Origin of the sequence: Dactylosporangium sp. NPDC049742 (assembly GCF_040674675.1) — a bacterium.
Lineage (GTDB): Bacteria > Actinomycetota > Actinomycetes > Mycobacteriales > Micromonosporaceae > Dactylosporangium > Dactylosporangium maewongense.
Genome location: NZ_JBFANF010000005.1, coordinates 72,010 through 85,227 on the forward strand (window position 1 = coordinate 72,010; position 13,218 = coordinate 85,227).

Consider the following 13,218-nt stretch of genomic DNA (forward strand, 5'->3'; position numbering starts at 1 on the left):
CACAGCCCGACGCGCCGGCCGCCCCACGCCAACACCGCGGCTGGTTCGGCCGCCTCTTCCACCGCTCCTGACACCTGCAGCAGTGCCTCGCGCGGACGAGCAGCACGCCGGGCCCATCGCGCGCGACGCGGCCGGGCGACGCGGGCCGGGCGACGCGGCACGACTCGGGCGGCATGACGTGGGCAAGACGCCTGACGACGGCTCGGCCCTGGTCAGGCCGGCGACGTCGTCCACCGCCCGCCCGCACCACGAGCCCGAACAGCCGGCCGCTGCGCCGCTGTGACCGAACGGCGCCCTCGCCGGTGATGCGGGACCCGCCGCCAGTCCTGCACCGCAGCGGCGAGCCACGCCGCATCGCGGCTGGGCCGGCCGTCGCTTCCGCCAGGTTGCGTCCGCGGAGGTGGTGTACGAATCGCCCGCTTTGAGTGTGATGGCGTAGATGGGGACGGCCATCGCTCGATCCTTCAAACGGCGAAGCAAGAAGGAGAACGAGCGATGGCCGTACCCAAGAGTGTGGATGCCACGAGCTTCCTGCGTGAGCATCTCGAGACCGCGTCACCCGATCTGCTACGCGCGATGGTCAAGACCTTCGCCGAAGCCCTGATGTCCGCCGAGGCCGACGCGGTCTGCGGCGCACCCTACGGCGAGCGCAGCGACGAACGCACCAACTCCCGCAATGGCTACCGGCTGCGTGACTGGGACACCCGCGCCGGCAGCATCGAGCTGGCGATCCCGAAACTGCGGCAGGGCTCCTACTTCCCCGACTGGCTGCTGCAGCACCGCCGCCGCGCCGAACAGGCCCTCGTCTCCGTCGTGGCCACCGCCTACCTGCTCGGAGTGTCGACCCGCCGGGTGGAGAAGCTCGTCGAGCAACTCGGCATCACCGCCCTGTCAAAATCCCAGGTCAGCGACATGGCCGCGCACCTGGACAGCCAGGTGGAGACGTTTCGCACCCGCCCCCTCGACTCCGCGCACTACACATTCCTGTGGCTGGACGGCCTCGTGATCAAGACCCGGGAGCACGGCCGGATCGTCAACGTCCACGCACTGGTCGCGGTCGGGGTCAACGCCGACGGCGGCCGCGAAGTCCTCGGCCTGGAAGTCGCCTCGGACGAGGACGGCGCCGGCTGGCTGGCCTTCCTGCGCTCCCTCACGACGCGGGGCCTGTCCGGGGTCAAGCTGGTGGTCTCCGACGCCCACCGCGGCCTCGTCTCCGCTATCGGCGCCGCCCTGCCCGGCGCGGCGTGGCAACGCTGCCGCACCCACTACCTGCGCAATCTGCTGACCAAGGTGCCGAAATCGGCGCAGCCGTGGGTGGCCACCCTGGTCCGCACGATCTTCGACCAGCCCGACCCGGCCTCGGTGCGGGCCCAGTACGCACGCGCCGTGGCCGCGATCGCCGAACGCTTCCCCGACGCCGCCGACCACCTCGACGACGCCCGCGAAGAGTTGCTGGCCTTCACCGCGTTCCCGCGTGACATCTGGCGCCAGATCTGGTCGAACAACCCGCAGGAACGACTCAACAAAGAGATCCGCCGCCGCACCGACGTCGTCGGCATCTTCCCGAACCGGGCCGCGATCATCCGTCTCGTCGGCGCCGTCCTCGCCGAACAAACCGATGAATGGACCGAAGGCCGCCGCTACATGGGCCTGGAACTCCTCACCAAAGCCCGCCTCACCCTGATCACGACCGAGGGAAACGACCCCGACACCACGACCACCGAACTGGCAGCCGCCTAACATCAACCCACCAGATCGAGCGCTGGCCGTCTCATACACCACCAGCGCGGACGTGACCTTCCGCCGCCACACCCGACACCCGCCCGCAGCGATGCGTTGCGCCGTGGTGAGCAGCGTGCCGGGCTATCGCGCGCGACACGCACGCGATACGCGCGAGGCGCCCGACGAGTGGCTGCGGCAAGCCGCAGGGCGTCGTCCGCTACAGGCGGCGAAGTCGACGTGACGGCTCGACGGTCCCGGTGACTGCTTCCTAGACCGTACCAACAGCCACCTAATCGATCTCCAATCCGGTGAGCAGACCAGTACCCTCCGCAACAGAAGGCCGCCCCCGGTCAGGCACGGACCGGGGGCGGACTTGAAAGCGCAGGAAAAAGCGGGGGTCAGGACTTCAGGACGGCCTGGAGGGCGTCGACGGCGACGTCCACCTCCTCCGCGGTCACGTGCAGCGGCGGGGCCAGGCGCAGGGTCGAGCCGTGCGTGTCCTTGGCCAGGACGCCGCGGGCCAAGAGGGCCTCGCAGGCCTGGCGGCCGGTCATCAGGGCGGGGTCGATGTCGATACCGGCCCACAGGCCGCGGCCGCGGACGGCGGTCAGGCCGTGGCCGACCAGGGCGTTGAGCCGCTCGTGCAGGTGGGCGCCGACGGTCCGCGCGTTCGCCTGGAACTCGCCGGTGTTCAGCAGCGCGATGACGGCGCGGGCGACGGCGCACGCGAGGGGGTTGCCGCCGAACGTGGAGCCGTGCTCGCCGGGGCGCAGCACGCCCAGGATGTCGTGCGAGGCCGCGACCGCCGACACCGGCACGATGCCGCCGCCGAGAGCCTTGCCCAGCACGTACATGTCGGGCACCACCGGCGACGAGGCGAACGTCGAGCCGGTCCGGCCCAGGCCCGACTGGACCTCGTCGGCGATGAACAGGACATCGCGAGAGGTGCACACGGCGCGCACGCCGGGCAGGTAGTCCGGTGGCGGGACGAGGACGCCGGCCTCGCCCTGGATGGGTTCGATGAGCACGGCGACGGTGGTGTCGTCGATCGCCGACGTGAGGGCGTCCAGGTCGCCGTACGGCACGATCCGGAACCCGGGCGTGTAGGGGCCGTAGTCGGCGCGCGCGTCGGGGTCGGTGGAGAAGCTGATGATCGTGGTGGTGCGGCCGTGGAAGTTGTCGGCGGCCACGACGATGGTGGCCTGGCCGTCGGGGACGCCCTTGACCTTGTAGCCCCACTTGCGGGCCACCTTGATCGCGGTCTCGACGGCCTCGGCGCCGGTGTTCATCGGCAGGACGAGGTCCTTGCCGCACAGCGCGGCCAGTTCCTCGCAGAACGGGCCGAACTGGTCGTGCACGAACGCGCGGCTGGTCAGCGTGATCCGGTCCAGCTGGGCGTGTGCGGCGGCGATGAGTGCCGGGTGGCGGTGGCCGAAGTTGAGCGCGGAGTAGCCGGCGAGGCAGTCCAGGTAGCGGCGGCCGTCGACGTCGGTGACCCAGGCGCCCTCACCGGAGGCGATGACGACGGGCAGCGGGTGGTAGTTGTGCGCGGTCCAGCGCTCGGCCTGGTCCAGGAAGGGGCCGGTCGACGAGGAAACAGCGGTGGTCATGCGCGCACCTCCAGCGTGCAGCACTTCGGGCCGCCGCCGGCCTTGTGCAGTTCGGACACGTCGACTGGCACCGGCTGGAACCCTTTCGACGCTAGCTCCCGCGCGAGGCGGGTGGCGGCGGATGGCAGGACGACCCGGTGCCCGTCGCTGACGGCGTTCAGGCCGAGGACGGCGGCGTCGTCGGCGGTCGCGATGACGGCTTCGGGGTACAGGCGGCGCAGCACCGCCTGGCTGCCCGGCGAGAACGCGCCCGGGTAGTAGGCGACATTGGTCGGCGACAGGACGGTCAGCGCCGTGTCGAGGTGGTAGTAGCGCGGATCGACGAGCTGCAGGGTGATCACCGGCCGCCCGAAGAGCTCCTGCGCCTCGGCGTGCGCGGCGAGCTCGGTGCGCAGGCCGGTGCCGGCGAGGAGGTGCTCGCCGGCGAGGAGGATGTCGCCCTCGCCCTCGTTGACGCTCTTCGCCGCGTGGACCTGGAAGCCGTTGCGCTCGAACCAGGACAGGTAGGCGGGGCCTTCGTCGGCGCGCTCCGGGTGGCGGAACTGCGCGCCGTAGACGACCCCGTCGACGACGGTGGCGCCGTTGGCGGCGAAGACCATGTCGGGCAGGCCGGGCACCGGGTCGATGAGGTCGACGGTGTGGCCGAGCGACAGGTAGAGCTCGTGCAGCCGGGTCCATTGCGCGACGGCGAGGTCGGCGTCGACGGGCGCGGTCGGGTCCATCCAGGGGTTGATCGCGTAGTCAACGGCGAAGTACGTGGGTCGACACATCAGGTAGCGACGGCTCATGCGATCCAACGTAGGCGCCGCCTGCCCGGCGTTCCATTGCGGAAAGCTGCTTCTTGCCGGCGTTTTCGTGTCTTGTACGACGAGCAGGCGGCGATTCGTTGCGCCCTGAACCAGGCGGGACCGGACGGGACCCGAGCCGGGTGGCCGGGACGGGCGACCGCGCAGCCACCGCCCCGCACCCGGCAGGCAACCGGCTCAGCGCAGCTCGCGCCAGTCGCCGGGCTGGGCGAGCAGGCCGGAGACGCAGTCCATCGCCGGCTCTTCGGCGTCGAACTCGTAGGTGCGGGAGCGCCCGTCGGCGCCGCCTTCCCGCGACTCGACCCACCAGTGGCCGGCGTCCTCGAAGAGATAGACGTCGCGGCGGGCGAGCCGCCCCCAGGTGCCGTTCCACCAGTGCTTCCTGCGCTCCATGAGGAGACATTCGAACACACGTACCAAGGCAGATGGAAGCCCGCCCCGCTGAAATCGATCAGGTCTGCTTCGTGACGGTTAGCCGGGTGGCGGGCAGGGTACGCCAACGCATGCCTGTGCCACGGAATCTGGGGAGCTGACCATGGAGCAGGACCTCATCGGCCTGCTGGTCGGCGAACACCGCCGGCTCGAGTCGCTGTTCGCCGAGATCGAGACCGCGCGGTCGCCCGCCGCCCGCCGGGGCGCGCTGGACGCCGCCGTCACGATGCTGGCCTCGCACACGGCGACCGAGGAGCGGCTGCTGCACGCGCACCTGCCGGCGGAGCTCGCCGACTACGAGGCGGCCGAGCACCGGCGCATCGGCGAGCTCGTGGCGCGGCTGACGGAGCTCAACGACGTGGATCCCGCGTTCGGGATGCTGCTGGCGGCGCTCCTGGAGGCGGTGCGGGAGCACGTACAGGAGGAGGAGACCGAACTCTTCCCGCGGCTGCCGCAATCGGTGCGTGTGACGGAATGACCAGACGGGTAAGCCGTTCTGCATGGCAGTTCCGGAGGACAGGCAGCCGCTGATCGCGACGCTGAAACGTGCGGCGTTCCACTTGAAGGACGCCGGCATCCCGTTCTGCCTGGCCGGCAGTTTCGCCGTGTACGCGCGGGGAGGCGAGTCCGTCGACCACGACATCGACTTCCTCATCAAGGCCGAGGACGCGGAGCGGGTCCTGACGGCGCTGGCGGAGGTCGGGTTCCGCGGCGAGGTGCCGCCCGAGGGCTGGCTGGTGAAGGCGTGGGACTCGGTGGAGAACGAGGACAACCTCATCGACTTCATCTTCTGCCCGGTGCAGCGGCCGGTCACCGACGCGACGCTCGCCGACACCGACGTGATCGCCGTCAACGCGTGCCACATGCCGGTGCTGTCCGCGACCGAGCTGATGATCCACAAGGTCCTGACGTGGTCGGCGCACTACTGCGACTACGCCCGCGGGCTGCCGGTCGCGCGGTCGCTGCGGGAGCAGATCGACTGGCCGCGGGTGTACCGGGAAACGGCCCACTCGCCGTACGCGCATGCTTTCCTGTTCTTGATCGACCGCCTCGGCGTCATGTCGCTGGACGAGACCAGCGCCCTCGCCGCTTCTCTGTGAGGAGGCACTCGTGATCATCGACCAGCACGTCGAGAGCGAGCTGCACCAGCTGCTCATCGAGGACGCCCGCATCGCCGAGCAGGGCATCCGGGTGGTCCGCACCGAGGACGGGGTCAGCCTCGCCGGTGAGGTGGAGAGCGCCGAACGCCGCGACCTGATCTGCCAGGTCGTCCACGAGACGTTCCCGGACCTGCCGGTGCACTGCAACATCGGGCTCACCAGGGTCAACGAGCCGCAGGACGTGGAGGAGCTATGACGTTCGACGAAGGCAGTGTCAATGGTTGCGTCAGAGTCGCCGCGGTCGGCGACGTCCACCTCGACGCGGACGTCCTCGGCCGGTACCGGCCCGCGCTGGAGCATCTCGGCGACAAGGCCGACATGCTGCTGCTCGCCGGCGACCTGACCCGGCACGGCACTGCCGACGAGGCGCACTGCGTCGCGCAGGAGTTCGGCGGCCTGCCCGTGCCGGTGATCGCGATCCTCGGCAACCACGACCACCACTGCGACCAGCCGGCCGAGGTGACGAAGGTCCTGGAGGACGGCGGGATCACCGTCCTGGAGTGCTCCGGCACGGTCCTGGACGTGGACGGCGTACGGGTCGGGGTCGCCGGCACGAAGGGCTTCGGCGGCGGGTTCGCGGGCGCGTGCGCCAGCGAGTTCGGCGAGCCGGAGATGAAGGCGTTCACCCGGCACAGCCGCGAGCTGGCCGAGCGGTTCGGAGCCGCGCTGTCAGCGTTGGACGCTGATGTACTGATAGCGCTCACCCACTATTCGCCGGTCCCCGAGACGCTGCTGGGCGAGCCGCTGGAGATCTACCCGTTCCTCGGGTCGTACCTGCTGGCGCAGGCGATCGACGCGACGCCGGGGGTCGGGCTGGCCGTGCACGGGCACGCGCACGCCGGGTCGGAGCGGGGGACGACGCCGGGCGGGGTGCCCGTCCGCAACGTCGCCCACCCGGTCATCAAGCAGGCCTACAACGTGTACCAGCTGTCGTCGGTACTGACGCCCGCCTAGTACGTGGGAGGGGGCGTCACAGGGGTGTGACGAGGGCGCCCCTCAGGTGGGCGAGGGCGTGGGCGAGCAGGCGCGACACGTGCATCTGCGAGATGCCGAGCCGGTCGGCGATCTGCGTCTGCGTCATGTTGCCGAAGAACCGCATCGCGATGATCTTCTGCTCGCGCTCCGGCAGCTCCGCGATCAGCGGCCGCAGCGACTCGCGGTCGTCGACGGCCTCCAGGTCGCGGTCCATGCCGCCGAGCAGGTCGGCGAGCTCGGGGCCGGCCTCCTCGTTGCCGGTCGGCGCGTTGATGGACAGCGCCCGGTACGCGTGCCCGGACTCGATGCCCTCGATGACGTCCTCCTCGCTGACGCCGAGCTTCTCCGCGAGGTCCGCGACGGTCGGCGAGCGGCCGAGCCGTTGCGCGAGGTCACCGGACACCTTGGAGATCTCCAGCCGCAGCTCCTGCAGCCGGCGGGGCACCCGGACGTCCCAGCCCTTGTCGCGGAAGTGCCGCTTGAGCTCACCGACGATCATCGGGATGGCGTAGCTGGTGAACACGGCGCCGCGGGCCGGGTCGTAGCCGTCGACGGACTTGATGAGCCCGACGTTGGCGACCTGGGTCAGGTCGTCGAGGGGTTCGCCGCGGTTGCGGAACCTGCGGGCGAGGTACTCGGCGAGCGGCAGGTGCAGCTCGATGACCCTGGCCCGGATCCGGTCGTGGTCGGCGCTGCCGGCGGGCAGCTCGCTCAGCAGCGCGAGGAGCGCGCGTGCCTCGATCTCGAGGTCTTTGTGGCTGGCTCGGTGGCCGGCGCGGGTGCGGGCCCGCGGGGCGGGGCGGTGGACGGTGGCGGTCATGGGGGAACCCCCTGCCTGCTGCCGCGATCCGCCCGCCCTTGGGTGCGGGCAGCGGTCACGGGAGAGATTTCGCCGGCAGACGCCCTGGTCTCGAGCGTCCGGCGCGCAACCCGGCACGGCGACCGCGACTGGTTTGACGGTCGAGCCAATCAGCCGTTCAGCTGATGTTGCGGGTCATACAAACGTACGCCTGTCGCCCTGTGATGACAAGGCTACGAAGAGACGTCGGTGAGGGCCTCGTCGTCGGCGTCGGCGTCCGCGTCGCTGTCGGCGTCACCGTTCGCGTTCTGCCCGGTCACCGCCCGGTAGATCCGCTCGACGTCGGTCGCGGTGCGTTCCCAGGTGTACCGGGAGCGGACCCGGTCGATCGCGGCGCTGGCGTAGCTCATCCGGCGTACCTCGTCGCCGAGGAGCCCGCGCAGCGCGGACGCCATCGCCGGCACGTCCCGCGCCGGCACCAGCAGCCCGGTGACGTTGTCGATGACGCTCTCGCCGATGCCGCCGACCTCGTACGCGACGACCGGCACACCGCAGGACATCGCCTCCAGGGGCGTGAGGCCGAACGGCTCGTACCACGGCGCGCAGGCGAGCACGTCGGCGGAGCGGTACCAGCTGGGCAGGTCCTGCTGAGCGACGGCGCCGATGAGCCTGACCCGGTCGCCGACCCCGAACCGGTCGGCGAGCTCCATCAGGCGGCGGGCCTCGGGGTCGCGGTGGATCCGGTCCGGTGCGGGCCCGCCGACGACGACGAGCTCCGCGCCGGGGACCCGGCGCAGCGCCTCGACCAGGTCCGCGAAGCCCTTGCGCGGCACGAGCGGCCCGACGCTGAGGACACGGCGCATGCCGGGACGCAGGTGGTCGGCGCGGGGACCGCTCGGCGCGAACACCTCCCCGTCGACGCCGGACGGCACGACCACGGTGTCGGCCCGGCGGATGCCCATCCGGCCGAGCTCGACGACCTCGTCCTCGCACTGCGCGACGACCCGGTCGACCATCGTGCCGAGGGTCCGCTCCAAGCCGATCCGCGCCTCGGGGCTGGCGTCGCGGTCCTTCAGCATGCGCCGTTTGACCGTGCCGAGCCCGTGGTACGTCTGCACGACCGGGATCCGGTGCTCCGCCGTCGCGGTCAGGGCGGCCAGGCCGCTGAGCCAGAAGTGGGCGTGGATCACGTCGGGGCGGGTCGCGTCGTCGCGCCAGTGGGCGGCGAGCCACCGCCCGAAGTCGCCGACGTGCGGCAGCAGCGCGTCCGCCGGCAGCTCCTCGACGGGGCCGGCCGGCACGTGCTCCACGGTGAACCCGGCGCCGGTCAGGACGACGTCGTCGGGGGCGGCGGCGGTCCGGCGGGTGTAGACCCGCACGTCGTGCCCGCGGCGGCCGAGGGCCTCGGCGAGGGCGGTGACGTGGGTGTGCTGGCCGCCTGTGCCCGAGGTACCGAGCGCCAGGGGGCTCGCGTGCACGGACACGATCGCGATCCTCAAGCCGCACCCGCCCGCGGCGAAGACGCCTGTTGCACTGCGCGCACCTCCACGTGGCCGACCGTGCTGACCTGCCAACGCCCCTACCCTGGCCGGTTGGTGGTAAACATCAACGGTCGAGTCGCAACCGGCTCGGGTGACTTCTAGGGTCGGCTGCACGTTCAACTGCACAGGACCGGGATGTGGAGGGCATGGTGGCCAAGCCGTCGGACACAGGTCGGCCGGGTGCGTCGGCGCCGTCTGACGGCGGCGTGGGCACCTCGACGCCTGAGGACACCGCGCCGTCCCGGGCGGCCTCGGCGCCGGCCGGCGGTGCCGAGGGTGGCAGTGCCGAGCCGGCGGAGGCCCTCGCCGCGCTCGTCGCCAAGCTGCGGGCCGAGCTCACCGGCGTCCGCACCGCCATGCGGAACCGGGCCGTCATCGAGCAGGCCAAGGGGGTCCTCGTCGAGCGGCTCGGCGTCAGCCCCGACCAGGGGTTCGACCAGCTGGTCCGGCTGTCGCAGCGCACCAACATCAAGCTGATCGAGGTCGCCGCCGCGATCGTCGGCACCACCTCGCCCGACCCGGACGCGCCCGATGTGGTGAATCTCATCGATGACGAGTTGCGCCAGCACGTCGCGCGCAGCCGTACCCGTACCGCGGTGCCCTCCGGCGTCCCCGCTCCGGCCGCGGAGAAGCCCCGCCGCCGGGCCAGCCGCTCCCCCGAGGTCGAGGCGCTGCAGTCCCAGCACCAGCTGCTCAGCGCCCGGATCGCGGCCGCCCGCGGCTACGACGAGATCGCCGAGGTCCTCGGCACCGCGCCGACCGCGTGGCCCGCCCCCACCTCGATCATGATCACGCTGCTCGACCCGGACGGCGCGCAGCGCGGCGTCGGCGCGTTCGGCATCCCCGGCGAGGTCCGCAGCCGCTGGTCCCGGATCCCCCCGGACCCGGCGCTGCCGCTCGTCGTCGCCGTCCAGGACGTCGAGACGATCTGGCTCGTCGGCGGCGAGGAGGTCGCCCGCCGGTTCCCGGTGATGGACCAGCTGCCGTTCAGCGGCGACACCGTCCTCGCCTCGCCGCTCATCTCCGGCGAGCGGGTCCTCGGCGCCATCATCATGAGCTGGGCCGAGGGCCTTCCCGACGGTGACGAGCTGCGGCGGTACGTGGCGGCCCTGCTCGAACCCGTCGCGCGGCAGGTCGACGCGCTCATCGGCGACGAGATCGCCAGCGCCTGGTTCCACGTCGAGGGCGAGGAGAGCGCGCAGGCCGCCCCGGCGCAGGTGTGGCTGCCGACCGTCGTCGACGTCCTGCACAACCCCGCCGCGCTGCTGTCCCCGGTGACCGTCGACGGCCAGCTGGTGGACTTCCGCGTCGAGTACGCCAACGTCATGGCCCGGCAGGTCCTCGCCACCGCCCGGGTCGACCCCGACGAGGCCACGCTGCTCGCCGCCTACCCGACCCTCGGCAGCGCCATTCTGCTGCCGGAGTTCGCCCGCATGCTGCAGGACGGCCAGCCCCGCCGGCTGGAAGGGCTGCGGGCCGACCCGCGGGCGGACGGCGTGCCCACCACACAGTCGATCTCCATGCACGCCGTGCGCCTGTGGGACCGGGTGTTCGCGGTGTGGCGGATCGCGACCGAGGCCGACCTCCTGTACGACCAGCTCCTGCAGGCCGAGCGGATCGCCGGCGTCGGCTCGTTCTGCTGGGAGCTGCGCGACCCCGAGCCGCGCTGCTCACCGGAGCTGATCCGGCTCTTCCACGGCGGCCGCGACGCCGCCCGCGTCCCCGTCGACGAGCTCACCGCCAGCGTGCACGCCGACGACCTCCTCGCCGTCCAGGACGCCGTCCGCCGCACCGTCGTGGAGGGCAAGCACCTGCTCGCCGAGGTCCGCGGCGCTGGCCGGGTCAACGGCCGCCGCCTGCGCCTCACCGCCGAGCCGCTCTTCGACGACACCGGCAACGTCACCGCCGTGCGCGGCACCGTCCAGGACGTCACCGAGGAGCGCGCCATCGAGGCCCGCCTCCGCCGCGCCGAGGAGGCCCTGGCCGCGCAGCGGCACCGGGTCGCCGACGAACGCCGCGCCGCCCAGGCCCTGCAGAAGGCGCTCCTGCCCACCGACCCCGAGCTCGGCCACATGGAAGGCGTCGAGATCTGCGGCCACTGCCGCTCCCCCGAACGCGTCGGCACCGTCGACGGCGACTGGTTCGACGCCACCTCCCTCCCCGACGGCGGCACGATCCTCGTCCTCGGCGACGTCGACGACCGCGGCCTGTCCTCCATGACGACCGCGGCGAGGCTCCGGTACGCGGTGCGCGCCTACGCGGCCCTCGACATGACCCCCGGCGACATCCTCAGCGCCGTCAACGGGATGCTCTGCGCGATGGAGGTCGAGCACACCGCCTGCCTCGTCGTGGCCCGCTACTCCCCCACGACCCGCGAGCTCCGCTGGGCCGCCGCGGGCCAGGTCGCCCCCATCCGCTACACCGCCACCGGCCAGGGCACCGTGCTGTCCGGCCCCCTCGGCCTCCCCCTGGGCGAGGTCACCGAGATGCGCTACTCCGACACGACCGTGACCCTGGACCCGGGCGACCGCGTCCTGCTCTACACCGGCGGCCAGGCCCGCGTCGACCGCCGCCGCGGCGGCGGCCTCGACCTCGTCCGCCGCGCCGGCGAACACATCGACCTGTCCAACTTCGACGCCGTCGTCACCCACCTCGTCACCAGCCTCAACATCCCCGACGACGAAGACGTCTGCGCCATGCTCGTACACGTCCCCTGACCTCATCCGGGACGCTTGTGCTCACATGGTGATACTACGCTGGACGGGGGTTTGGGCGGGCGGGAGAATGTGGGAGGCGGCTATCGGGGGAGGCAGCCTGTGCCACGACCATGTTTTTCGCTGGAAGCACCGGGCGCAGGGTCGTTGTGCCCGACCACCCGCGTCCCCACGCAGGCCGCCCTGCTCGCCGCCCAGGCCACCCGCCTCGCCTCGCGGGCCTTCGAGTCCGCCCGCCGCCGCACGGACCGCCACCGCGCCAAGGCGGAGTTCGCGGCGGCCCGCGCTCATGGTCTGACCACCCGCCACACCACAAAGCTGACCCGCCTGCGCAACGCCCGCGAACTGGCCACCACAACCCCCTCCCCAACCGCGCCGCCCCCAGCACCTCCCACCACCCCGGATCCGCCGACCACTGGGCCAACACCGCCGACAAGCAGCCGCCCAGCCCCAAACCTCGCCGCCGCAACTGCCGCAGCCCCTCCAGCACCCCGAAGCCACCACCCACCGGACCGACACCACCACCGACCAGACGCCCGACCACACCTCCCACCACCGACCAATCGCCCGACCGCACCTCCCACCGCCCCGAACCCACCAGCCACCGGACCCACACCACCGACAAGCAGCCGCGCCGCGCATTACCGCACCCCAGCACCTCCCGCCGACCCGAACCCACCGGTCACCGGACCAGCACCACCGACGAGCAGCCGCGCACTACCGCACCCCAGCACCTCCCGCTGCCCCGAACCCACCGACCACCGGACCAGCACCGCCGACGAGCAGCCGCGCCGCGCACTACCGCACCCCAGCACCTCCCGCCGCCCCGAACCCACCGACCACCGGACCAGCACCACCGACGAGCAGCCGCCCCGCCGCATCGCCCGCCACCACCACAACAACCGCAGCCTCCCCGACGCCGCCGAAGCCGCCGGTCACCACGCTCACGCCACCGGCAAGCGGTCACCCCGCCCCGAACCCCGCCGCCACAACACCGCCAGCCCTTCCAACACCCCCGAAGCCACCACCCATCGGACCGACACCACCGCCAGCGAGTCGCCCGACCACGCCGCCCCCAGCACCTCCCACCACCGCCAATCCGCCGACCACCACGTCAACCCCATCGACAACCAGGCGCGCCGTGCGCGACCGCACCCAAGCACCTCCCCGCCGCCCCGAATCCGGCGACCACCAAGCCACCGGCAAGCAGCCGCCCAACAGCGTCACCCACCACCACAACAACAGCCCAGCTTCTCCGCCGCCCCCAAAGCCACCACTCACCACGCTCACGCCACCGACGAGCGGGCACACAGCCCTGGCCCTCGCCACTGCAACAACCGCAGCCCTTCCCGCGCCTCCGAAGCCGCCACCCGCCGGGCCGACACCACCCGTCGACAAGTCGCCCGACCGCACCTCCCACCACCCCGAACACGCCGACCACCACGCTCACGCCGCCGAC

Annotated in this window: 11 protein-coding genes; 6 read left to right on the forward strand and 5 right to left on the reverse strand. The window is 72.1% G+C overall.

Going from position 1 to position 13,218, the window contains the following annotated elements; genetic code table 11:
• The first annotated feature begins 495 nt into the window (after nucleotides 1-495).
• Entirely contained in the window at nucleotides 496-1,740 is a 1,245-nt protein-coding gene (locus AB0J72_RS08925; protein ID WP_363396461.1) for an IS256 family transposase, read from the forward strand.
• Between the two features lie 380 nt (nucleotides 1,741-2,120).
• Here AB0J72_RS08925 and rocD read toward each other — a convergent pair whose 3' ends face one another.
• The 3 genes from rocD to AB0J72_RS08940 form a co-directional block, all read right to left on the reverse strand.
• Complete coding sequence (gene rocD, locus AB0J72_RS08930; RefSeq protein ID WP_363396464.1) at nucleotides 2,121-3,332, reverse strand: ornithine--oxo-acid transaminase; 1,212 nt, start codon at nucleotides 3,330-3,332, stop codon at nucleotides 2,121-2,123.
• Nucleotides 3,329-4,129, reverse strand: a complete 801-nt coding sequence (gene ddaH, locus AB0J72_RS08935; protein WP_363396467.1) for a dimethylargininase — start codon at nucleotides 4,127-4,129, stop codon at nucleotides 3,329-3,331. The genes rocD and ddaH overlap by 4 nt, the downstream gene beginning before the upstream one ends.
• A gap of 186 nt (nucleotides 4,130-4,315) precedes the next feature.
• Nucleotides 4,316-4,531: a hypothetical protein gene (locus tag AB0J72_RS08940; protein WP_344506134.1), complete on the reverse strand. Its 216-nt coding sequence runs from the start codon at nucleotides 4,529-4,531 to the stop codon at nucleotides 4,316-4,318.
• A gap of 142 nt (nucleotides 4,532-4,673) precedes the next feature.
• Here AB0J72_RS08940 and AB0J72_RS08945 point away from each other — a divergent pair, with 142 nt between their 5' ends.
• Genes AB0J72_RS08945 through AB0J72_RS08960 form a run of 4 tightly spaced genes read left to right on the forward strand, consistent with a single transcriptional unit; the run spans nucleotide 4,674 to nucleotide 6,684 of the window.
• Entirely contained in the window at nucleotides 4,674-5,048 is a 375-nt protein-coding gene (locus AB0J72_RS08945) for a hemerythrin domain-containing protein (RefSeq protein WP_363396470.1), read from the forward strand.
• 22 nt (nucleotides 5,049-5,070) lie between these two features.
• Nucleotides 5,071-5,670 (forward strand): nucleotidyltransferase family protein, encoded by a 600-nt coding sequence (locus AB0J72_RS08950; protein ID WP_344506132.1) that lies wholly within the window; start codon nucleotides 5,071-5,073, stop codon nucleotides 5,668-5,670.
• A gap of 10 nt (nucleotides 5,671-5,680) precedes the next feature.
• A complete protein-coding gene (locus tag AB0J72_RS08955) occupies nucleotides 5,681-5,926 on the forward strand; it encodes a hypothetical protein (RefSeq protein ID WP_354891294.1) in 246 nt (81 codons plus the stop codon).
• On the forward strand, nucleotides 5,923-6,684 hold the full coding sequence (locus tag AB0J72_RS08960) for a metallophosphoesterase (RefSeq protein WP_363396474.1): 762 nt from the start codon (nucleotides 5,923-5,925) through the stop codon (nucleotides 6,682-6,684). Before AB0J72_RS08955 ends, AB0J72_RS08960 begins: the two co-directional genes overlap by 4 nt.
• Nucleotides 6,685-6,700: 16 nt before the next feature.
• Here AB0J72_RS08960 and AB0J72_RS08965 read toward each other — a convergent pair whose 3' ends face one another.
• A complete protein-coding gene (locus tag AB0J72_RS08965) occupies nucleotides 6,701-7,525 on the reverse strand; it encodes an RNA polymerase sigma factor SigF (protein WP_363396477.1) in 825 nt (274 codons plus the stop codon).
• A 212-nt stretch (nucleotides 7,526-7,737) separates the two neighbouring features.
• On the reverse strand, nucleotides 7,738-8,988 hold the full coding sequence (locus tag AB0J72_RS08970; protein WP_363396480.1) for a glycosyltransferase: 1,251 nt from the start codon (nucleotides 8,986-8,988) through the stop codon (nucleotides 7,738-7,740).
• Nucleotides 8,989-9,251: 263 nt separating this feature from the next.
• On the opposite strand from AB0J72_RS08970, the gene AB0J72_RS08975 reads away from it, so the two are divergent.
• Nucleotides 9,252-11,762 (forward strand): SpoIIE family protein phosphatase, encoded by a 2,511-nt coding sequence (locus AB0J72_RS08975; protein ID WP_363396483.1) that lies wholly within the window; start codon nucleotides 9,252-9,254, stop codon nucleotides 11,760-11,762.
• The last annotated feature ends 1,456 nt before the right edge of the window (nucleotides 11,763-13,218 follow it).